Origin of the sequence: Halosimplex carlsbadense 2-9-1 (assembly GCF_000337455.1) — an archaeon.
Lineage (GTDB): Archaea > Halobacteriota > Halobacteria > Halobacteriales > Haloarculaceae > Halosimplex > Halosimplex carlsbadense.
This window is the reverse complement of the sequence record NZ_AOIU01000036.1, coordinates 227,424-245,323: the sequence shown is the minus strand read 5'-3', so window position 1 is coordinate 245,323 and position 17,900 is coordinate 227,424. Positions and strand designations below refer to the sequence as shown.

The 17,900-nt window shown below is 69.8% G+C and carries 21 protein-coding genes; 7 read left to right on the top strand and 14 right to left on the bottom strand.

Annotation, left to right across the window (positions count from 1 at the left end; genetic code table 11):
- Positions 1-4 precede the first annotated feature (4 nt).
- From nucS to C475_RS17995, 10 genes are all read right to left on the bottom strand, one after another.
- The gene (gene nucS / locus C475_RS18040) at positions 5-760 is read right to left on the bottom strand and encodes an endonuclease NucS (protein WP_006885309.1); all 756 of its coding nucleotides are present in this window, start codon (positions 758-760) and stop codon (positions 5-7) included.
- Positions 761-817: 57 nt separating this feature from the next.
- Entirely contained in the window at positions 818-1,357 is a 540-nt protein-coding gene (locus C475_RS18035) for a DUF6735 family protein (protein ID WP_006885308.1), read from the bottom strand.
- Between the two features lie 120 nt (positions 1,358-1,477).
- Positions 1,478-1,663 (bottom strand): hypothetical protein, encoded by a 186-nt coding sequence (locus C475_RS18030; protein WP_006885307.1) that lies wholly within the window; start codon positions 1,661-1,663, stop codon positions 1,478-1,480.
- 61 nt (positions 1,664-1,724) lie between these two features.
- Positions 1,725-3,737 carry a GAF domain-containing protein gene (locus C475_RS18025; RefSeq protein WP_049930864.1) on the bottom strand — a complete coding sequence of 671 codons (2,013 nt, stop codon included), beginning with the start codon at positions 3,735-3,737 and terminating at the stop codon, positions 1,725-1,727.
- Positions 3,738-3,807: 70 nt separating this feature from the next.
- Complete coding sequence (locus C475_RS18020) at positions 3,808-4,734, bottom strand: DUF3891 family protein (RefSeq protein ID WP_006885305.1); 927 nt, start codon at positions 4,732-4,734, stop codon at positions 3,808-3,810.
- 42 nt (positions 4,735-4,776) lie between these two features.
- Positions 4,777-6,927, bottom strand: a complete 2,151-nt coding sequence (locus tag C475_RS24005) for a hypothetical protein (protein ID WP_006885304.1) — start codon at positions 6,925-6,927, stop codon at positions 4,777-4,779.
- Between the two features lie 73 nt (positions 6,928-7,000).
- The gene (locus C475_RS18010) at positions 7,001-7,405 is read right to left on the bottom strand and encodes a hypothetical protein (RefSeq protein WP_006885303.1); all 405 of its coding nucleotides are present in this window, start codon (positions 7,403-7,405) and stop codon (positions 7,001-7,003) included.
- Positions 7,406-7,475: 70 nt separating this feature from the next.
- Complete coding sequence (gene sucD / locus C475_RS18005; protein WP_006885302.1) at positions 7,476-8,348, bottom strand: succinate--CoA ligase subunit alpha; 873 nt, start codon at positions 8,346-8,348, stop codon at positions 7,476-7,478.
- The gene (gene sucC, locus C475_RS18000; RefSeq protein ID WP_006885301.1) at positions 8,345-9,496 is read right to left on the bottom strand and encodes an ADP-forming succinate--CoA ligase subunit beta; all 1,152 of its coding nucleotides are present in this window, start codon (positions 9,494-9,496) and stop codon (positions 8,345-8,347) included. The genes sucD and sucC overlap by 4 nt, the downstream gene beginning before the upstream one ends.
- Before the next feature lie 221 nt (positions 9,497-9,717).
- On the bottom strand, positions 9,718-9,996 hold the full coding sequence (locus C475_RS17995; RefSeq protein ID WP_006885300.1) for a hypothetical protein: 279 nt from the start codon (positions 9,994-9,996) through the stop codon (positions 9,718-9,720).
- Positions 9,997-10,083: 87 nt separating this feature from the next.
- On the opposite strand from C475_RS17995, the gene C475_RS17990 reads away from it, so the two are divergent.
- On the top strand, positions 10,084-10,860 hold the full coding sequence (locus C475_RS17990) for an SIR2 family NAD-dependent protein deacylase (RefSeq protein ID WP_006885299.1): 777 nt from the start codon (positions 10,084-10,086) through the stop codon (positions 10,858-10,860).
- 47 nt (positions 10,861-10,907) lie between these two features.
- Here the strand turns inward: C475_RS17990 and C475_RS17985 are convergent, their stop codons facing one another.
- Positions 10,908-11,360, bottom strand: a complete 453-nt coding sequence (locus C475_RS17985; protein WP_006885298.1) for a DUF5793 family protein — start codon at positions 11,358-11,360, stop codon at positions 10,908-10,910.
- 161 nt (positions 11,361-11,521) lie between these two features.
- Between C475_RS17985 and C475_RS17980 the strand changes: the two genes are divergently transcribed.
- The 3 genes from C475_RS17980 to C475_RS17970 all read left to right on the top strand — a co-directional run bounded on the left by C475_RS17980 (position 11,522) and on the right by C475_RS17970 (position 13,641).
- Positions 11,522-12,118: a DUF7549 family protein gene (locus C475_RS17980; protein WP_006885297.1), complete on the top strand. Its 597-nt coding sequence runs from the start codon at positions 11,522-11,524 to the stop codon at positions 12,116-12,118.
- 271 nt (positions 12,119-12,389) lie between these two features.
- A complete protein-coding gene (locus C475_RS17975) occupies positions 12,390-13,370 on the top strand; it encodes a transcription initiation factor IIB (RefSeq protein WP_006885296.1) in 981 nt (326 codons plus the stop codon).
- Positions 13,371-13,461: 91 nt separating this feature from the next.
- Positions 13,462-13,641: a DUF7836 family putative zinc-binding protein gene (locus C475_RS17970; protein WP_006885295.1), complete on the top strand. Its 180-nt coding sequence runs from the start codon at positions 13,462-13,464 to the stop codon at positions 13,639-13,641.
- Here C475_RS17970 and C475_RS17965 read toward each other — a convergent pair.
- Positions 13,638-14,042, bottom strand: a complete 405-nt coding sequence (locus C475_RS17965; RefSeq protein WP_006885294.1) for a translation initiation factor IF-2 subunit beta — start codon at positions 14,040-14,042, stop codon at positions 13,638-13,640. The two genes, C475_RS17970 and C475_RS17965, sit on opposite strands and share 4 nt — an antisense overlap.
- Positions 14,043-14,256: 214 nt before the next feature.
- Between C475_RS17965 and C475_RS17960 the strand changes: the two genes are divergently transcribed.
- Entirely contained in the window at positions 14,257-14,493 is a 237-nt protein-coding gene (locus tag C475_RS17960; RefSeq protein WP_006885293.1) for a UPF0058 family protein, read from the top strand.
- A gap of 126 nt (positions 14,494-14,619) precedes the next feature.
- Here the strand turns inward: C475_RS17960 and C475_RS17955 are convergent, their stop codons facing one another.
- On the bottom strand, positions 14,620-15,129 hold the full coding sequence (locus tag C475_RS17955; protein ID WP_006885292.1) for a DUF555 domain-containing protein: 510 nt from the start codon (positions 15,127-15,129) through the stop codon (positions 14,620-14,622).
- A 147-nt stretch (positions 15,130-15,276) separates the two neighbouring features.
- Between C475_RS17955 and C475_RS17950 the strand changes: the two genes are divergently transcribed.
- A complete protein-coding gene (locus tag C475_RS17950; RefSeq protein WP_006885291.1) occupies positions 15,277-16,173 on the top strand; it encodes a DNA-3-methyladenine glycosylase family protein in 897 nt (298 codons plus the stop codon).
- A 30-nt stretch (positions 16,174-16,203) separates the two neighbouring features.
- On the opposite strand, the gene C475_RS17945 is transcribed toward C475_RS17950, so the two are convergent.
- Complete coding sequence (locus tag C475_RS17945) at positions 16,204-17,337, bottom strand: citrate synthase (RefSeq protein WP_006885290.1); 1,134 nt, start codon at positions 17,335-17,337, stop codon at positions 16,204-16,206.
- A gap of 236 nt (positions 17,338-17,573) precedes the next feature.
- Here C475_RS17945 and C475_RS17940 point away from each other — a divergent pair, with 236 nt between their 5' ends.
- On the top strand, positions 17,574-17,852 hold the full coding sequence (locus C475_RS17940; RefSeq protein WP_006885289.1) for an acylphosphatase: 279 nt from the start codon (positions 17,574-17,576) through the stop codon (positions 17,850-17,852).
- Positions 17,853-17,900: the final 48 nt, after the last annotated feature.

Below are 17,900 nucleotides of genomic sequence, written 5' to 3'. Positions count from 1 at the left end.
GCGGTCAGTCGTCGGCGGTCCCGCCGGTCGGCGTCAGCGGCACGAACTCCAGCCCGCGCTCGGCGAGCAGCCGACTCGCGCGGTCGGTGACCGACGGCGCGACGAGGATGCCCCGCACCTCTCGGTCGGCGTGGAGGTCCCGCTCCAGCGCGTCGACGTACCGGCCGAGCTGGCCCACGGCATCGGGTCCGACCCGGCGTCGCTTGAGTTCGACGGCCACGGCACGTTCCTCGGCGTCCTCGCCGTAGATGTCGACGGCGCCGGCGGGTGTCCCCCGCTCGGTCGCCAGCGGGACGAACCCCTCCTCGATGAGGTGTGGCTCGTCGAGGATCCGCTGGCGAAGGTCCTCCTCGGTCCCCTCCAGTGAGAGGTCGCGTTCGTCGGTCAGGCCGTAGGCCGACACTTCCAGCACCGCCTCGAAGTCGACCCGGAGGTGTTCCTCCGGCGTCTCGCGGTGGCTCTCGACGACGAGGTGGCCATCCGCCAGGCGGGCCTCGTGGTCGCAGTCCGGCGGCTGCCAGTTGACCGGCTGCTGGCCCTCGTCGGTGTGGACCAGGGCGGCGCCGTCGGGCTTGAGCATCACCAGTCGCTCGCCGGGACCGAGCGTGCTCGACGCACGGCCCTCGTAGTCGACGGTGCAGCGGCCGACGACCGTCACGAGCGCGCCGGTGTCGATGGCCTCGGCCACGAGGTCCCGCGCGGTCCCGTGGCTCGGGCGCTCGCGCGTCTCCAGCCGGAGTCCGTCCTCGACGGCAGTCACGCCTCCCGGTTGGGCGTCAGGGGGTAAAAACCGCGCGACACGGGACGAGTCGGCGGGCTACGGTCCCGGACCACCTCCCTCGACCCACAGGATCGCGGCAGGGTCGGGCGTATCGGGGTGGCGAGCGATCCGGACGGCGAGATACTGTGTCGCCGCGGGAGCGGGCACCAGGCCGGCGTCGACCGCGTCGCCGAGCAGGTCCTTCGCGGTGCGGACGAACCGACGGAGCCGCTCGGCGGCGGCTTCGCCCGGCCAGGGAACGAGCGCCGCCGACTCGGTGCCGGTCGCGGCGACCGCATCGTCGTCCGCGGTCGCGGCCTCCCGACCGGTCTCGATGCCCAGCCGGCAGACCAGGTACGCCTCGGTCCGGTCGTCGGCGACGACGAACGCCTCGAACTCCCGGGGGTCGAGCGAGTCGAGGAGTTCGTCGGCAGACACGCCCGAGCGGAACGGCTCCGGGTCGACGAGGTCGGGGGGCGCCTCGTCGGCCCGGACGAGGTCGACGAGCCGGTCGACGTGCTCGCCGCCCCACTGCGAGCGGTGCAGGTCGTACCCGTCGGCGTCGCGCTCGATCGCGACCAGCGTGCGCGCTCCCACGGCGATGGTGAGTGGTCGCGGACTCCCTCATAAAGTATCGCACGTGGCGCTCCCGGGCGAGCGCGCCCGTTGCTGAGTCGAGTCGACGCGCTGGCGACCGGCGCGTCGACGGCCCTCGACTCAGCCGCCGTCGAACTCGACGAGGCTCCGGAGCGGGACGAGCCGGTGCTGGACCTCCGGTTTCGTGTAGCCCGAGGACTCCTCGGTGACGCCGGCGGTGTACACCGTCACCTTCTGCTGGAGCACGTGGGGCTCCCCCTGTTTGTTTCGGACGACCTCGACCGACCGCCACGCCTGGTCTTCCATATCACACCACGTGGACGGCCGACGATAAATCGCTTGTCCGCCGCGGGTCCGCCGGGTCCGGTCACTCCCGGACGTCGACCCCGCGGACTTCGAACCGGGCGCCGCCGGCGTCGCTGTCGGAGACCGAGACCGACCAGCCGTGGGCCGACGCGATCTCGGCGACGATCGCGAGCCCGAACCCGGTGCCCTCGGGCGACGTCGAGAAGCCGCTCTCGAAGACGCGCTCGCGGTCGTCCTCGTCGATCCCGGGGCCGTCGTCGGCGACGAAGAAACCCTCGTCCTCGGGAATGTCGCCGACGGTGACGGTGTCGCCGCCGTGTTCGACGGCGTTGCGGGAGAGGTTCTCGACGAGCTGCCGGAGGCGCGACCCGTCGGCGATGACGGTCGCGTCGGTCTCGACGCGGAGGGTGGCGCCGGCGGTGTCGACGGTGTCCCAGGCGTCGTGGGCGACGGTCGCCAGGCCGACGGGCGCCGGCGCGTCGACCGTCTCGCCCTCGCGGGCCAGTCGGAGGAGGTCGTCGATGAGGCGTTCCATCCGGTCGAGCGCGCGGTAACACCGCTCGAAGTGTTCGTCCTCGCCGGTCTCCTCCGCCAGCGGGAGCGACCCGACGAGCACCGACAGCGGGTTCCGCAGGTCGTGGGAGACGACGCTGGTGAACGCCGACAGCCGCTCGTTCTGTCGCTTCCGGGTCTGGGCCTGCTCGACGCGGTCGAGCGCCGCCTCGGCGTTGGCCGCGAATATCTCGGCGAGGGACACGTCCGAGTCGTCGAACACGCCGGTGGCGGTGTCACCGATCGAGAGCGTCCCGTGGTCACCGATCGGGACGTACATCGACGCGCGGGCGTCCTTCCGGTCGTAGCCGTCGTCGATCGCCCGCACGTCGTCGACGACGAGCGTCTCGCCGTCGGCGTAGGCGCGCCCGGCGGTCCCCTCGCCGACGGGGTAGGCGGGTCGGTTACCGAGCATCACCGCCGCGCCCTCCGAGATGGCGACGGGCCTGAGCCGGTCGTCGTCGTCGACGAGCCTGACGAGGTTGTTCGGGTAGCCCAGCGTGTCGCGGACCGCGTCGACGGTCAGCCGCGCCACCTCCGATTTCGTCTCCGCGTCGACCAGTTCGCGGGTCACCGCGTGCAACCCCTCCAGCCGGCGGCGCGTCTCGGCGGCCGCCTGGGCCTCGCCGACGGTGTCGCCGAGTTCCGCGAGCACCGCCCGCTCGGTCTCGCTCGCGGCGTCGGCCGTGTCCGCGTAGACGGCGAGCACGTCGTGGAACCCCGCGTCCGCCGACAGCGGGACGGCCACGACCGACTCGACCCCGTGACGTTCGGCGACGGTCCGCCAGGCGGCCGGCGTCTCGTCGTCGGGGACGCCCGCGGCGTACTGGACCTCGCCCGAGCGAGCCGCCCGGCCGGCCGGGCCTCGCCCCTGCGGCGTGTCGTCGTGACGGACCGTCACCCCGTCGAGGTACTCGTCGGCCCCGCCCGCGGCGGCACGCGTGACGATCTCGCCCGTCTCCGGGTCTGGCTCGCCGATCCACGCGAATCGGTAGGTCTCCGAGTCGGCGAACGCCTCGCAGACCGCGCGGTCGACCGCCGCGATGGTGTCAGCCTCGACCAACCGCCGGTTGATGTCCCTGACCAGTGCAGTGATGCGCTCCTGGCGTTCGGCCCGCTGCTCGGCCCGCGCCGCGGCGACGGCGTTCTCGACGCGGTTCGCGAGCACCGCGTACTGCTCGGTTCCGGTCTCCTTCTGGAGGTAGTCGGTCACGCCGGCCGACACCGCCTCGCTCGCCACCTCTTCGCTCCCCTTCCCGGTGAAGAGGACGAACGGCAAGTCCGGGTACTCCGCCCGCACCGCCTCCAGTAACTGGAACCCACACATCTCCGGCATCTGGTAGTCGCTGACGACGCAGTCGAACGACTCCGACCTGACCCGTTCCAGCGCCCGCTCCGGGTCCGAGACAGTCGCCACCGATAGCCGGTCGCTCTCCAGTTCGAGGTAGTCGCTCGCGACCGCCGCCAGGTCCTCGTCGTCGTCGACGTGCAGCACCCGCACGTCGCGTCCCATCTCCCCCATGATGTCTCCTTGTCAAGTGGGGGACCCGGTCGTTAATAAGCGTATGGCTCGCCCGTCCCGGGGCCGACGGTTACGCCTCGCCTCGTCGCAGCGCGAACCGTCGCGTCTCGCGGCCCGCGGCGTAGTAGGCCCGCGCGAGTGACGAGTCGTCGTCGACTGGCGTCGTGACGGTCCGGACGGGAACCGTGACGGTCAGCGGCGACTCGTCGAACGGATAGGGGTCGACCGCGTACTCCCCGGCTCCGACGCGGGTCACAGACAGCGTCGCCTCGCCGCGCGGCCCGCTCGTCGGGACGGCCTCGACCTCCCCGTACCCGGGCGGATCGTCCGTGATACAGAACGACAGCGAGAGGGCGTCCCACGCCTGGAGCCGGCGGTAGTCCGCCCACAGCCGCCCGTCGTAGTCTCCGGGCACGCCCTCGTCCGCGTGGAGCGAGCGGAGCAGGTCGCGGTCGGCCTCGCCCACCGGCCCGTCGCGGTCCGCTTCGCCTGCTCGGCCTCCACCGATCGCTTCGTCCTCGCCGACCGTTCCGCCTCCGCCGGTGGTCCCGTCCGGGTCGTCGAGGAGGCCGTCGAGCAGTCGACGCTGGCGCCGGTGTTCGCGCTCGACGAACTCGCGGTACTCGGCCGGCGTCGCGGGCCACTCCGGAGAGAGGCCGTAGCGGCGGTTCCGCAGGCCGGCGCCGTGCATCGAGACGAGCAGGCCGGCGTAGGCGTCCATCCCGACGACGGCGTCGGTCCCCTCGTCGTAGAGGTCGATCCAGGTGTCGGGAGGCATCTCCCGGAAGTCGACCGGGTCGCCGTCGGCGAGGTGAGGGCGACGGTCGTAGGTCCGCCAGCCCGTGTCGTGGGCGTACGCCGCGAGGACCAGCGAGTCGAAGGGGTCGGGGCGGTCGACCGACTCGGAGCCCCACGCGTCGGCGAACTGTCCCGCGAGGGCGGCGTGGTCGGGCTGTGTGACGAACTGATAGCCCTCGGCCGTCTCGGCGACTATCACGCCTCGGCGTTGGGCCGGCGCGGTGAAAGGCGCGTCGGCCGGTCACGTCCGGTCGCGCACCGTTTCGACCCACGCTTCGATGTCCGCACGGGTGAGGTCGGGCGACCAGTGGAGTTCGTCGCCGAGAAAGACGGGGTAGGGCTCGGTGTCGAGATTGCCGACGAACGCGTCGACCGTGGTCTCGATCGAGGCGCCGTCGCCGGACGCGATGACGTGTCGGCCGTCCTCGGCGGCGAACGGGACGGTGACGGTGCCGAGCGGCGCCCGCTCGGTCGGGAAACAGAACGGGACGGCGACGAGCCCATGGTCCCACGAGAGGCGAAACCCCAGAGGCGTGACCGATTCGTTCGCGGTCACGGCGACAGATCCGTCGCCGACGACGGTGTAGATCTCCGCCGGGAACGTCGTCGCGGCGCCGAGCACGCGGAGCGCCGAGGCCAGCGAGTAGCCCTGGCCGAGCAGCCGCGCCAGCGTCTCGCCGACGCGAGTGGCGACGCTATCGAAGACGTCTGCGACCGTCACGATCCCGCCGGTCGCCCCGCCGTCCACCAGGGCTCGTCCCTGGGCGAACGACGTACAGCCGTTGAGGAAGAACAGCTCGGTCCCAACGTCGTCGACGGTTCGAGCGTCGACGAACCCGTCGACGCACTCGAACCCGCGGTCGTCCACGTGGCCGACGTAGTGGAAGAAGTCCACGTCCGACGCCAGCGCCGCCCGGAGTTCCGGCGTGGACGGGTCGGCCAGGACGGTCGTGTCGAACGACTCCAGTCCCCGCCGGGCGTAGATGTCCGCGACCGTATCGTCCTCGCCGGCCCGGTCGCCGGGGCCGACGACGGTGACGCCGATCCCGGTGTCGTCGGAGACCTCGCGGTCGAACTTCCGCTCGTAGGCCGCCGGCGACATCTCGCTCGTTCCGACCGGGACGCCGTCGCCGAGGTACGCGTGTTCGACGCTGGAACTCGGCGGAGGATAAACGAGCGACTCGTCCCACGTCGCTCCGGCGGACCGCATCGACGCGCTCCCCGCACTCGTCCCGTCGGGCAGCCACCGCGTTCGGGACGGGTCGGAGTTCTCCGCTCGGCGCGGCGATCGGGGGTCGTCGAGCGTCGCGGCGTCCGGACAGCGCACCGCCGCCAGTTCGGCGGCCAGATGCGGGAGGGCCGCCAGCCGGTCCGCGCTCGGGACGACGTCGACCGTCAGTTTCCACCGCGGGACCGCGTCGGCGACCCGCTCGTGGGGAACGTCCATGTACGCGCCGACCCGGTCGGCGAGGTCCGCCTCGTACATCGCTTCGAGGTCGAACGGCAGGCGCGGTTCGAGGGCGTTCCGTTCGACCAACTCGAGGTCGAAGCGTCCGGCGGTTCGGACCACACAGTCGAGCGTCAACTGTCGCTGAAGGACGTCGGTGGCCGTCGCCGAGAGGTCGCCGGTCGCCGTCAGCGACCACTCCCGGCCGTCCGCGCGGAGGCGTGGCTCCGCTCCCACCTCGACCGTCGCACCGAGGTAGAACGCCAGCGGCGCGACCGCGAAGCAGTCTGATAGGTCGGGTCGAACCGTGATCGAGACGCCGGTATCCGGCGGCGAGAGGGAGTCGGGAACCGCCGTCTCGTCGCCCACCTCGACGAGCGGCGGATACCCGCGGAGCGTCGGCCAGGACCGCTCCGGAGAGGTCGTCTTCAGCGCCGTCCCGAACCGGGAGACGACCGCGGCTACCTCCGACGGGTCCGGGGTCGTCGTGACCGTCGCCACCGGCCGTTCGTGATAGCTTCGGGTACCGATCCGAACGCGTCTCGGCGACCCGAACTCGAACCCCGCGTTGTCGTCGTGGGTCCGGATCGTGACGGGACCGTCGACGTGAAAGTAGAGCTTGACCGGCGTCGTACCCAGTTCGAGCGTGTATCTCCCCGCGGAGAGTCGGCGCTCGTCCGACGACGACAGGTCTTCGACCTGCTCGCCGTCTCTCGTCCTGACGACGACGCCGACGTGGTGGGGGAACCGGATCGCGCCCGTCTCGACCGTCGTCGCGGCGTCTACGGGGACATCGAACGAGTCGGTGTCGACCGGTGTCGGCTCGACCCGCCGGTCCGTCCCCATCGCGAACGCGACCGACTCGACCGGGTCGACGATCCGGACCCCCGTCGGGTCCGTCGTCGCTTCGAACCGCGGGTCCACGTCCGTCGTCGAGTTCGTCACAGTCACTCACAGTCTCAAACGAACGGAAAAGTACCTTCCGGCCGCGGACACGCGACGGACCGCGCCCGAACGATCACTGGCGGTCGCGGTGTCTGTAGTACGACACCAGTCGCGCCGGAATCGCGACCAGGAAGGCGACGAGCGCCGAGAGAACCGTCAAGCCCGGAAACAGCCGGAAGACGGCTTGCATCCCCATGATGAACGCGAATAGCACGACGAACCGGCGGCGGCCGCTCTCGGCCCAGAACGAACGCGCCCGCTCGCTCTCGACGGAGAGGACGACGACCGCGGTCCCGACGACGACGCCGGCGAGCGCCGATCCAGCGACGGTCGCGGGTGTCGGGTCGACCGACACGAACAGCGGTTCGAAGACGACGAGCGACCCGAAGACGAGGACACCGGTGACCATCCAGCCGAGGTCGACGAGCGTCCCGTCCACGGACCCGGGGGCGGTCCTGTCGTCGGGGAGGGCGGCCATGTTGTCGGCCGTTCGAATACTCTACGGAAAACAGTTCGCATGGACGCCAGAAACGGAGAGAACGGAGCCGTTACAGCAGGTCTTCGACGTTGTCGACGACTTCCTCGGGGGTGTCGCCGACGGGGGCGCCCGCGGATTCGAGCGCGTCGATCTTCGATTGGGCGGTGCCCGTCCCGGACCCGGAGACGATGGCGCCGGCGTGGCCCATGCGCTTGCCCGGCGGGGCGGTGCGGCCGGCGATGAAGCCGGCGACGGGCGTGGTCATGTACTCGTCGATGTACTCGGCGGCCTCCTCCTCGTCCTCGCCGCCGATCTCGCCGCACATGACGACGGCGTCGGTCTTGTCGTCCTGCTCGAACAGCGCGAGCGCCTCGACGAACGAGGTGCCGATGATCGGGTCGCCGCCGATGCCGATGGCGGTCGACTGGCCGATGCCGCGCTGGGTGAGGCTGTCGACGACCTGGTAGGTCAGCGTGCCCGAGCGGGAGACGAGGCCGACGCGGCCGGCCTCGAAGATGTTGCCCGGCAGGATGCCGAGCTTGGCCTCGCCGGGCGTGATGACGCCGGGGCAGTTCGGACCGACCAGGTAGGCGTCGGTTTCCTGCAGGCGGCGGTAGACTCGCGAGACGTCCTGCGTGGGGATGCCCTCGGTGATGGTGACGACCAGATCGAGTTCGTCGACGCCCAGCGCCTCGAAGCAGGCGTCGCCGGCGAACGCCGGCGGGACGAACACGACCGAGGTGTCGGCGTCTTCGGCCTCGGCGGCCTCGGCGACGGTGTCGTAGACGGGGACGCCCGCGACCTCCTGGCCGCCCTTGCCGGGGACGGCTCCGGCGACGACGTTCGTCCCGTACTCGATCATCTGTTCGGTGTGGAACTTGCCCTCACCGCCGGTGATACCCTGCACGATGACGCGGCTGTCTTCGTCGACTAGAACACTCATGCTTCCACCTCCTCGGCGTAATCGACCGCACGCTGGACCGCGGATTCGAGGGTCTGCTCGACGGTCACCAGGTCCTCGTTGAGGATCTCCATGCCCTCCGCGGCGTTCGTGCCGGCGAGGCGGACGACGACGGGCTTGGGGATCTCGTCGAACTGTTCGAGCGCCTGGTTGATCCCCTTGGCGACCTCGTCGCCGCGGGTGATCCCGCCGAAGATGTTGAAGACGACGCTATCGACGTTGTCGTCGGAGAACACCATATCGAGCGCGTTGGCGATGCGGTCGGCCTTGGCGCCGCCGCCCACGTCGAGGAAGTTGGCGGGCTCGCCGCCGTAGTAGTCCACGAGGTCCAGCGTCGTCATGACGAGACCCGCACCGTTGCCGATGATACCGACGTTCCCGGAGAGACGGACGTAGTCGAAGCCGTACTCGTCGGCCTTCTGTTCGAGTTCGCTCTCGGCGAACTCCCCTTCCTCCTCCATCTCCTGGAGCTCGGGCTGGCGGAACATGGCGTCCTCGTCGACGTTGAAGACGGCGTCGGCGGCGATGACGTCCTTGTCGCTCGTGACCATCAGCGGGTTGATCTCGGCGTCGGCGCCGTCGCGGTCGTCCCACAGCTGGTAGAGCGTCGTCAGGACCGAGGCCACGTCGCGGGCGATCTCGCTGTCGACGCCGGCGTCGTAGACGGCCTTGCGGGCCTGGTAGGGGTGCATGCCGAACGCGGGGTCGATGTGTTCGCGGGCGATGGCGTCGGGGTCCTCCTCGGCGACCTCCTCGATGTTGACGCCGCCCTTCGTCGAGACCATGGCGACGGGCTTGCCCTCGCCGCGGTCCATCGTGACGCCGACGTACAGCTCGTTCTCGAAGTCGACGGCCTCCTCGACGAGGACGCGGTCGACGGTGTAGCCCTTCAGATCCATCCCGAGGATGTCCTCGGCGGCCTCCTCGGCCTCCTCGGCGTCGTCGACGAGCTTGATCCCGCCGGCTTTCCCGCGCCCACCGACGTGTACCTGTGCCTTGATGGCGACCGGATAGCCGATCTCCTCCGCCGCGGCGACCGCCTCGTCGACGGTCCCCGCGAGCTCCGATGCCGGTGTCGGGATACCGGCGTCGGAGAAGACCTGCTTGGCCTGATATTCGTGCAGTCGCATGTCACTCGAACTCGCGGTCGGCGAGCGCTTAAATCCCGACGGTATCGACCGGCCCGGAACCGAGTACACCGACAGACATCGTTCACGAAAATTGGCCCACGAGGCATCTATTGCCGGAAAAACCGATCACGCGTGTCGGTGCCGTACCCCCTCTTTCGCTCCACTGCACCCGCCCCATCTCTCCGGTTCCCGCCCTCGACAACGGCGACGCGTGCGGTCACTCACGACGCCGCTGGGTCGGTCGCGCCCAGGCGGTACCGGACCCGCAGCGCCGTCGCACCGGCGAGCAGGACGGCCTGATGGAGAACCGCGCCCAGCGCGACCGCTGCGACCGCGAGGCCGGCGACCAGCGGTGCCGTGGCGCCGTCTGCCACGAGCACCGCGACCACCAGCGCGGCGGCGGCGAGCCCGTTGCGGAGCGCGGCCGCGCGCTCCTGCCGGAGGAGTTCCCGGACGGAGCGCTCGGTCGCCTCCCCGTTCAAAAGCGATTCGTAGCACATGGGCCCGTCTCGGGCGTCGTCGAACTTAATCCTCCGGACCGGTGTCCCGACGGGTGACTTTTGCCGGTTTCGCCCCTCGGCGAGAACATGGAAGCGAACGACGCGGTGCTGTCGGCGCTGGCGTCCGAAATCGGCGAGGCAGAGCGCGCCGTCGCGCTCACCGGGGCGGGCGTGAGCGTTCCGTCGGGGATCCCGCCGTTCCGGGGAGCGCCGAGCGACGACGGGCCCGACCCCGTCTGGGAGAGCCACGACCCGGCCGACTTCCACCGGCGACGCTTCGACGCCGACCCCGAGGGGTTCTGGACCGACCGGCTCGCGCTCCGGGAGACGATGTACGGCGGCGGCGTCGAACCAAACGCCGCCCACGAGGCGCTGGCGGCGCTCGAAGCGCGGGGGCATCTCGACACACTCCTCACGCAGAACGTCGACGGACTGCACGCGGCGGCGGGGTCGGACGCGGTGGTCGAACTCCACGGCACGAGCGCCCGCGTGGTCTGTGACCGATGCGGCGCCACGGGGTCGGCCGGTCCCGTCCGGGAGCGCGTCCGCGACGGGGAGCGACCGCCGACCTGCGACTGCGGCGGCGTGCTCAAGCCGGACGTGGTGCTGTTCGGGGAGCCGCTCCCGGACGAGGCGTTCGACCGGGCCCAGACCGCCGCGCGCCGCTGCGACGTGTTCCTCGCGGTGGGGTCGTCGCTGACGGTGCGACCGGCGGCGCTGCTGCCCGAGGTCGCCGCGGAGTCGGGAGCGACGCTGGCCGTCTGCAACCTCGACGCCACGGACTACTCCGAGCGGGCGGACTACGACCTCCGCGCCGACGCGACGGAAGCGCTGCCGGCGCTGGCGGCGGCGCTCGACGGGTAGGACGACCGGCCGGGCAGCCGGCGCAGGCGGTGCGATCCCGAGAGCGGCTACAGCTCGACGCCGCTGGGGATGAGGCTGTGCTGTCGGAGGAGCCCCCCTTCGTCGTCGTAGACGAGCAGGGTCCGCTTCTCGTAGCTGGCGACTGCCTCGCCGTCGCGCTCGACGACGACGCGGTAGCAACCGTCGGCGTCGTCTGGGTCGTCGTCCCGGCGGGCGGCGTCGACGAGCTCGCGCACCGATTCGGCGTCGGCGTTGACCTCGACGACGAACTCCCCGGTCAGCCGGTTAGTGAGACTGAAGACGCCGGTCGCGTCGCCGTCGGCCGTCCGCAGGCGGAAGGCGATATCCACGCGCTCGCGGCCCAGCGGCTCACCCCCGGCGTCCGTGAGGCGCTCCTCGAGGAGGGTCGACGGACCGTCGTAGCGAAGTACGGCCGTCGGCAGGCGGTCGCCGTCCCGGTCGACGTGACGGAGTTCCAGCGTGACGTAATCGCGCCTCATTCGATATCCGCCACTAGGGAACGGGCGTGCATGAACGTAACGCCGACGCGACCGATGACCGCGCCCGCTGCTCGCTTCGACGCCGGACCACCTCGGCTCCGACGCTCCGACCCCGGAGCCGGTAGCTTTTATACCTGTGGCGACGCCGGGTCTCCCAGACCATGTGGGTCCGCTCGGAGTACGCCGGTGAACTGGCAGTCCTCGCGACGTGGCTGACCGCCCTCCTGCCGTGGTCGGTCTCGGTGCTGCGCGAATCGCCGTCGTGGATCGACGGCACGTTCACCGTCGTCAACATCCGCTTCGTCTTCCTCCAGTTTCACTATCTGTTCGGGATCGCCCTCGGCCGGCAGTCGCTGGACGGACTCGTCCAGTTCGTCTTCGAGATCCCCGGGTTCGTCCCGACGAATCAGGTCCCCGAGGGCCGACTCTGGCTCGCGACCGCCGCCTTCTTCGGGTGCATGCTCCTGCTGAGCGTCGTCTACTACGCGCGCGACGAGTGGCTCGAAGCCGCCGCCGAGCGGGCCGAGGTGCGGGTCGCCGACGCGGCCCCGGACGCGCTCACCGACGCAGTCCCCGCCTCCATCGCGGCCCGCCTGACGCTCGACCCGGTCCGCGTGTTCGGCGCGTGCTTCGCGGTGCTCGCGGTCGCGTTCTCCGTCTCCACCGCCATGTTCTTCCAGCACCAGCCGACCGTCCCCGTCGGCGCCCTATTCATGTGGGTGTTTGCCGTGATACTTCTGCGCGTCGAACGCGCCTGAAGCCCGGTCGGCTCCGGTCTCGACGCCCAGTCCGGCCCTGCTCCGTTCGTCGACGGGCGGGACACGGGCCACGACAACCCCCCCGCCTACCGGCTCACCGCGGAACCGCCGGAAACGGCACCGATCCCAGCGCCATCTTGTTGTTTGCGATCAAATCACACACTATTTCCGGCGAAACCTTTAAGTAGTTTTCGGACTTACGTGTTGTTAGGAAACGCGGCATCGGATTTTTATGGCTTTCGCCACCGGTGAGCCGCTCCGGAGACCAATCATGAGCGACACGACAATTCGAACCGGCGCCGAGGAACAGACGAGCGAACGACTGCGGGAGGAGACCGAGGAGTCGGCGAGCGAGCGAGAACAGGAGTGCCCCGAGTGTGGCGGTCGGCTCGACGCGGACACCGAGCACGGCGAGACGGTGTGTGCGGAGTGCGGACTGGTCGTCGAGGAAGACGAGATCGACCGCGGGCCCGAGTGGCGGGCGTTCAACCCCTCCGAGAAGGACGAGAAGTCCCGCGTCGGTGCGCCGACGACGAACATGATGCACGACAAGGGCCTCTCGACCAACATCGGCTGGCAGAACAAGGACGCCTACGGCAACTCGCTGTCGTCGAACCAGCGCCAGAAGATGCAGCGCCTGCGCACCTGGAACGAGCGCTTCCGGACGCGCGACTCCAAGGAGCGCAACCTCAAGCAGGCCCTCGGTGAGATCGACCGCATGGCGAGCGCGCTCGGGCTCCCCAAGACCGTCCGCGAGACCGCCAGCGTCATCTACCGCCGCGCGCTGGAGGAGAACCTCCTGCCGGGCCGCTCCATCGAGGGCGTCGCGACGGCGTCGCTGTACGCCGCCGCCCGGCAGGCCAACACCCCGCGCAGCCTCGACGAGATGACCGCCGTCTCCAGGGTCGAGAAGATGGAGCTCACGCGGACCTACCGCTACGTCGTCCGCGAGTTGAACCTGGAGATCAAGCCGGCCGACCCCGAGAGCTACCTCCCGCGGTTCGTCTCGGACCTCGAACTCAGCGACGACACCGAGCGCCGCGCCCGCGAACTCATCGTGAGCGCGCGCGACCAGGGTATCCTCAGCGGGAAGAGCCCCGTCGGCCTCGCGGCCGCCGCGGTGTACGCCGCCGCCCTGCTGACCAACGAGAAGGTCACCCAGAGCGAGGTCAGCGACGTCGCCAACATCTCCGAGGTCACTATCCGCAACCGCTACAAGGAACTCCTCGAATCCGTCGACGCCCCGGCCTGATCGGCGGGCTCTCCGGCTCGACCGCCACCCGTCGCTCGCGGCGTCCGCCGCACCAGTCTTTTTGTATTCGTCCTGTGTGATGATATCACACATGGAGGAAGCGTACGTCCGATTGCTCTGTCCCGAATGCACCAAAGACTGGGAGTCGACGCCGACGGACCTCCCCGAACACACGACCCTCTATCACTGTCCCAACTGCCACGCGAGCCGGCGGCTCGCGGAGTTCACGCGGACCGACCGCGACCTGCAGACGCTGAAGAGCCTCGGTTAGCCGCTCGTCGCCGAGCGCGCGCCGCAGGCCTCACAGCGCAGGAGCAGCACGCCCCCCTCGCGCTCGAAGTGGGTGTCGGGGAGCCCGCACTCCGAGCAGAGGACGAACTCGTCGGCGTACTCGTCGATGGCGTTGGTGACCCGACGGTCGCTGAACTCGCCGGTCAGGCGGGCGCGGCCGCTCTCGTCGATGTGCCCGCTAGTTCCCAGCTCGTTCTGGAGGAACTGCATGACGTGGTCGTCCTCGCGGCCGAGGCGATCGCAGGTGTCCTGGAAGTTCTCGTAGACGGTCACGTTCCCTTCCTGACGGATGTTCGGGTCCGGCACCTCGAACCGGTCGGAGCTCCCCTCGATCTCCGGCGTCTCCTCCATCGCCCGGTCGAGCATGTCGTCGTAGTCCATACCCGTGAGAAGCCCGTCCCCGCCTAAAAGTCTTTCAACCCCGGGCTCGCGGCGCCCGGACCCCCGAACCGATCGGCCCGAGGGCCCCACTGTCGGCTCGACCGCGCCGCCGAAACCGATATCGAGAGCCTTTTGTACACGGTTTTTATGCAGCGGTGTGTTAACGCGACTCAGGATACTACTATTACCCTCCAGTGGTTAGGACCGGTTGACTATGAAAAAGCAGGAGCTCATTCACCTTCACGGCCTGCTTGCTCAGGTGGAGAATCACTACGAGATGGACACAGGCGAGGAGGTAGAACACGACGAGTACACCTCCCTGGGGGTGCGGCCGACCTCGATCCATAAATCGAAGACCGACCACAAGAACGCCGTCTTCGCTCTGGCGAAGGGCATCACGTCCGAGATGGAGTCCGAGACGCGCGAGCGCGTTCCAGCGTCCGCCGACTGAACGACCCGTCCCGTTCTGTCGCACTCACGACCGCTCAGCAGTTGCGCAATTGTCCTCGGTTTCGTCGTGCGCGCGAACTGACGACGTTCGTCCCGGACCGGGGAAAACAGAGAACTACGGGGTTCGCTACGACTCGTCGATGAGCTCCTCGAACTCCGGCAGCACGTCGTCGCCGCGGTCGTCGTCGGCCCCCCCGTCGCCGCGTTCGTCGGCGCTGTCGCCGTCCGACGGGGGCGACTCGTCCGACTGTGATCCGCTCCCGTCGGCCGACGACTCGTCCTCGTCGCCTTCGTCGTCGTCGTCGGTCTGCTCGATCTCGAGCACTTCGAGCGGGATGTTCTCGAGGCGCTGGCCGATCTCTTTCCGGGCGATCCGGGCGGCGTGTTCCTCGCGCTCGACGTTGAACACCATTATCTCCAGTTCGAGCGCGACGAGGCTCTCGTCGGCGGCGAGGAACGCGGGTTCCAGTTCCTCGCCGCAGTGGGGACACGACCGCTCGCCCATGTTGATCTCGACGTAGTTGAGGTCCGGATTGAGCATCTCACCCGTCTTCGAGATGGCGATCCGGACCGCCTCGTCCGCCGTCTCGACGTCGTAGACGGGGACGGCGGCCTCGACGACGACTCTGCAGTCCATGTGCCCGCCTTCGATTCGCAGTGACATGAAGGTTCGCCTCGATAGCACGACACACACCGGTCGGCGGAGGGGCGCCTCCGCAGTGACCCGCCTCGCGCGCCGAGACGCTCTCGAAAGGTCGAAGACGGCTCGACGCCTGGCCCGGGTATGAGTGTCGAACGCGGCGCGATCGCCCTCGCGGAGTTCCCGGGGCCTTTCGACCTGCAGTCGACCGTCGAGAGCGGCCAGTCGTACCTCTGGGACCGCGCCGACGGCCGGATGTACGACGAGAGCGGCACCTACGGCGGCGACGCCTGGTACGAGACAGTCGTCCGGGTCGAGAGTGAGCCGGCCGTTGTCCGCGTCCGCCAGGTCGACGACCGCCTGGAGTGGGAGTCGTCGGTCGACGCCGCGCCGATACTTCGAGAGCGCCTGCGGCTGGACGACGACCTCCCGGCCATCCGCCGGGCGACGCCCGACGACGACGTGGTCGAGTCGGCCTTCGACGCTTACTGGGGGATGCGCCTCGTCGACGATCCGCCGTTCCCGTCGCTCGTCTCCTTTATCTGCTCGGCCCAGATGCGCGTCGCCCGCATCCACGGGATGCAGCGGGAACTCGAACGCGCGTTCGGTTCGACCGTCGAGTTCGACGGCCGGACCTTCCACGCGTTCCCGACGCCCGAGCAACTGGCCGAGGCGAGCGAGGCCGACCTCCGCGATCTCGGCCTGGGCTATCGGGCACCGTACGTCCGCGACACCGCGCGGATGGTCGCCGACGGCGAGGCCAACCCCGAGGAGGCGGTCGGGCTGGACTACGAGGACGCCCGCGAGTCGCTCACCCGCTTCGTCGGCGTCGGCGACAAGGTGGCCGACTGTGTGGCCCTGTTCGCACTTGACTACCTCGAAGCCGTGCCGCTGGACACCTGGATCCGGACGACCATCGAGGAGTACTACCCCGACTGCGACCGCGGCAACTACGCCGAGACCTCCCGGGCAATCCGCGCGGCCTTCGGCGGCGAGTACGCGGGGTACACGCAGACCTACGTGTTCCACTACCTGCGATAGCGCAGAAGCGGCTCCGGCCGCGCCGGACCGCTATCGCTCGTCGACGGGCGTCCACGAGCGGTCGCGGTCGCCGACGTAGGACGAAAGCGGGCGGATGAGTCGATTGTCGTCGAGCTGTTCGAGCGCGTGAGCGGTCCAGCCGCCGACCCGCGAGACGGCGAAACAGGTCGTGAACAGCTCCTTCGGGACGCCGACGCCGTCGAGCAGCGCGGCGGTGTAGAACTCGACGTTCGTCTCCAGGTCGCGGCCGGGCTTGTGCTCGGCGAGGACCTCGACGGCCACGTCCTCGAACTCCGTGATCGTCTCGAAGAAGTCTGAGTCGCCGGCTTCGTCGTAGAACTCCGAGGCGGCGGCCTCCAGGACTGCGGCCCGCGGGTCGCGGACGCGGTAGACGCGGTGGCCGAAGCCCATCAGTCGCTCGCCCGCCTCCAGCTTCTCGTGGACGTACCCCTCGGGGTCGCCCGACTCGTGGATCGACCGGAGCATGTCGAGGACGGGGCCGGGCGCGCCGCCGTGGAGCGGTCCCTTGAGCGTGCCGACGGCCGCGGTCGCCGCCGAGACCACGTCGGACTCCGTCGACACGACGGTGCGGGCGGTGAACGTCGAAGCGTTCAGCCCGTGGTCGATGACTGTGTTGAGGTACGTCTCGAGCCCCCGGACGGCCGCCTCGTCCGGCTCCTCGCCGTTCAGCATGTACAGGTAGTTCGCCGCGTGGCGCAGGTCCTCGCGCGGCTCGACCGGCTCGTCACCCTCGCGGTAGCGCCAGTAGGTCGCGACGACGGTCGGGAAGACGGCGATCACGCGCCGGGCGTCGGCCTCCGGGTCCTCCTCGCCGGCGCCGAGATTCGCCGCCGCCGCGCCCATCCGCAACGCGTCCATCGCCGGTTTCTCCTCTTCGGCCGCCCGCTGCAGGACCGCCCGGACCTCGTCACCGATCGCCCGACGACCGGCCAGGTCCGCCCGGAACTCCGCGAGTTCGTCGGCCGACGGCAACCGGTCCTCGAACAGCAGGAAGACGCTCTCCTCGTAGGTGGCGTTGCGCGCCAGCTCGTCGACGGGAAACCCGCCGACGGTGAGGACGCCCGCCTCGCCGTCGATGTCGCTCAGTCGCGTCTCCGCCACCCTGATTCCCTCCAGCCCGCGGTTCAGATCCTCGTCACTCATGCTCACGCCTCCGTGGGAAACCGTCAAAGTACTGTTGGAACACGTCGTAGTTTTGCGCGGCCGGGCGCGAACTTCAGACACTGTTCCGGCGAATCGATCCGGTATCGTCCAATTGTCGACGGGCATATCGACAGGTGTACAACCCACAGCGGCTCGTTTCACCGCGGCGGACCACCGGGACCGAGGACCGGTCCTCGTGACGCGTGTTTTTGAACGGGGGCGTCGTATCGGCGTGTATGACAGACCGGACGCGAGCACACGTGTACGTCACGGGGCGGGTACAGGGCGTCTTCTACCGGGCGACGACCCGCGACGAGGCCCGCGAGCGCGGGGTCGGCGGGTGGGTGATGAACCTCGAAGACGGTCGGGTCGAAGCGGTCTTCGAGGGCCCGGTCGAGGCGGTCGAGGCGATGGTCGAGTGGTGTCACGAGGGCAGCGACCGCGCACACGTCGAGGACGTGGAAGCGGAGTACGGCGAGCCGGAGGGACTGGACGGGTTCGAGATCCGGCGGTGACTGGGACCGTCCGGTCACTGTCGGGGGAAATCGCCGGAACGGACGGCC

Excerpts from the sequence above, each read along its gene's own strand:
- C475_RS17980 (WP_006885297.1), top strand. The coding sequence starts at position 11,522 with ATGTGGGTCCGCTCGGAGTACGCCGGTGAACTGGCAGTCCTCGCGACG.
- C475_RS17995 (WP_006885300.1), bottom strand. The coding sequence starts at position 9,996 with ATGTGCTACGAATCGCTTTTGAACGGGGAGGCGACCGAGCGCTCCGTC.
- C475_RS17985 (WP_006885298.1), bottom strand. The coding sequence starts at position 11,360 with ATGAGGCGCGATTACGTCACGCTGGAACTCCGTCACGTCGACCGGGAC.
- C475_RS17955 (WP_006885292.1), bottom strand. The coding sequence starts at position 15,129 with ATGGACTGCAGAGTCGTCGTCGAGGCCGCCGTCCCCGTCTACGACGTC.
- C475_RS18030 (WP_006885307.1), bottom strand. The coding sequence starts at position 1,663 with ATGGAAGACCAGGCGTGGCGGTCGGTCGAGGTCGTCCGAAACAAACAG.
- C475_RS18010 (WP_006885303.1), bottom strand. The coding sequence starts at position 7,405 with ATGGCCGCCCTCCCCGACGACAGGACCGCCCCCGGGTCCGTGGACGGG.
- sucD (WP_006885302.1), bottom strand. The coding sequence starts at position 8,348 with ATGAGTGTTCTAGTCGACGAAGACAGCCGCGTCATCGTGCAGGGTATC.
- C475_RS17970 (WP_006885295.1), top strand. The coding sequence starts at position 13,462 with ATGGAGGAAGCGTACGTCCGATTGCTCTGTCCCGAATGCACCAAAGAC.
- sucC (WP_006885301.1), bottom strand. The coding sequence starts at position 9,496 with ATGCGACTGCACGAATATCAGGCCAAGCAGGTCTTCTCCGACGCCGGT.
- C475_RS17965 (WP_006885294.1), bottom strand. The coding sequence starts at position 14,042 with ATGGACTACGACGACATGCTCGACCGGGCGATGGAGGAGACGCCGGAG.
- C475_RS17945 (WP_006885290.1), bottom strand. The coding sequence starts at position 17,337 with ATGAGTGACGAGGATCTGAACCGCGGGCTGGAGGGAATCAGGGTGGCG.
- C475_RS17960 (WP_006885293.1), top strand. The coding sequence starts at position 14,257 with ATGAAAAAGCAGGAGCTCATTCACCTTCACGGCCTGCTTGCTCAGGTG.
- C475_RS17990 (WP_006885299.1), top strand. The coding sequence starts at position 10,084 with ATGGAAGCGAACGACGCGGTGCTGTCGGCGCTGGCGTCCGAAATCGGC.
- C475_RS17950 (WP_006885291.1), top strand. The coding sequence starts at position 15,277 with ATGAGTGTCGAACGCGGCGCGATCGCCCTCGCGGAGTTCCCGGGGCCT.
- C475_RS18025 (WP_049930864.1), bottom strand. The coding sequence starts at position 3,737 with ATGGGGGAGATGGGACGCGACGTGCGGGTGCTGCACGTCGACGACGAC.
- C475_RS17975 (WP_006885296.1), top strand. The coding sequence starts at position 12,390 with ATGAGCGACACGACAATTCGAACCGGCGCCGAGGAACAGACGAGCGAA.
- C475_RS17940 (WP_006885289.1), top strand. The coding sequence starts at position 17,574 with ATGACAGACCGGACGCGAGCACACGTGTACGTCACGGGGCGGGTACAG.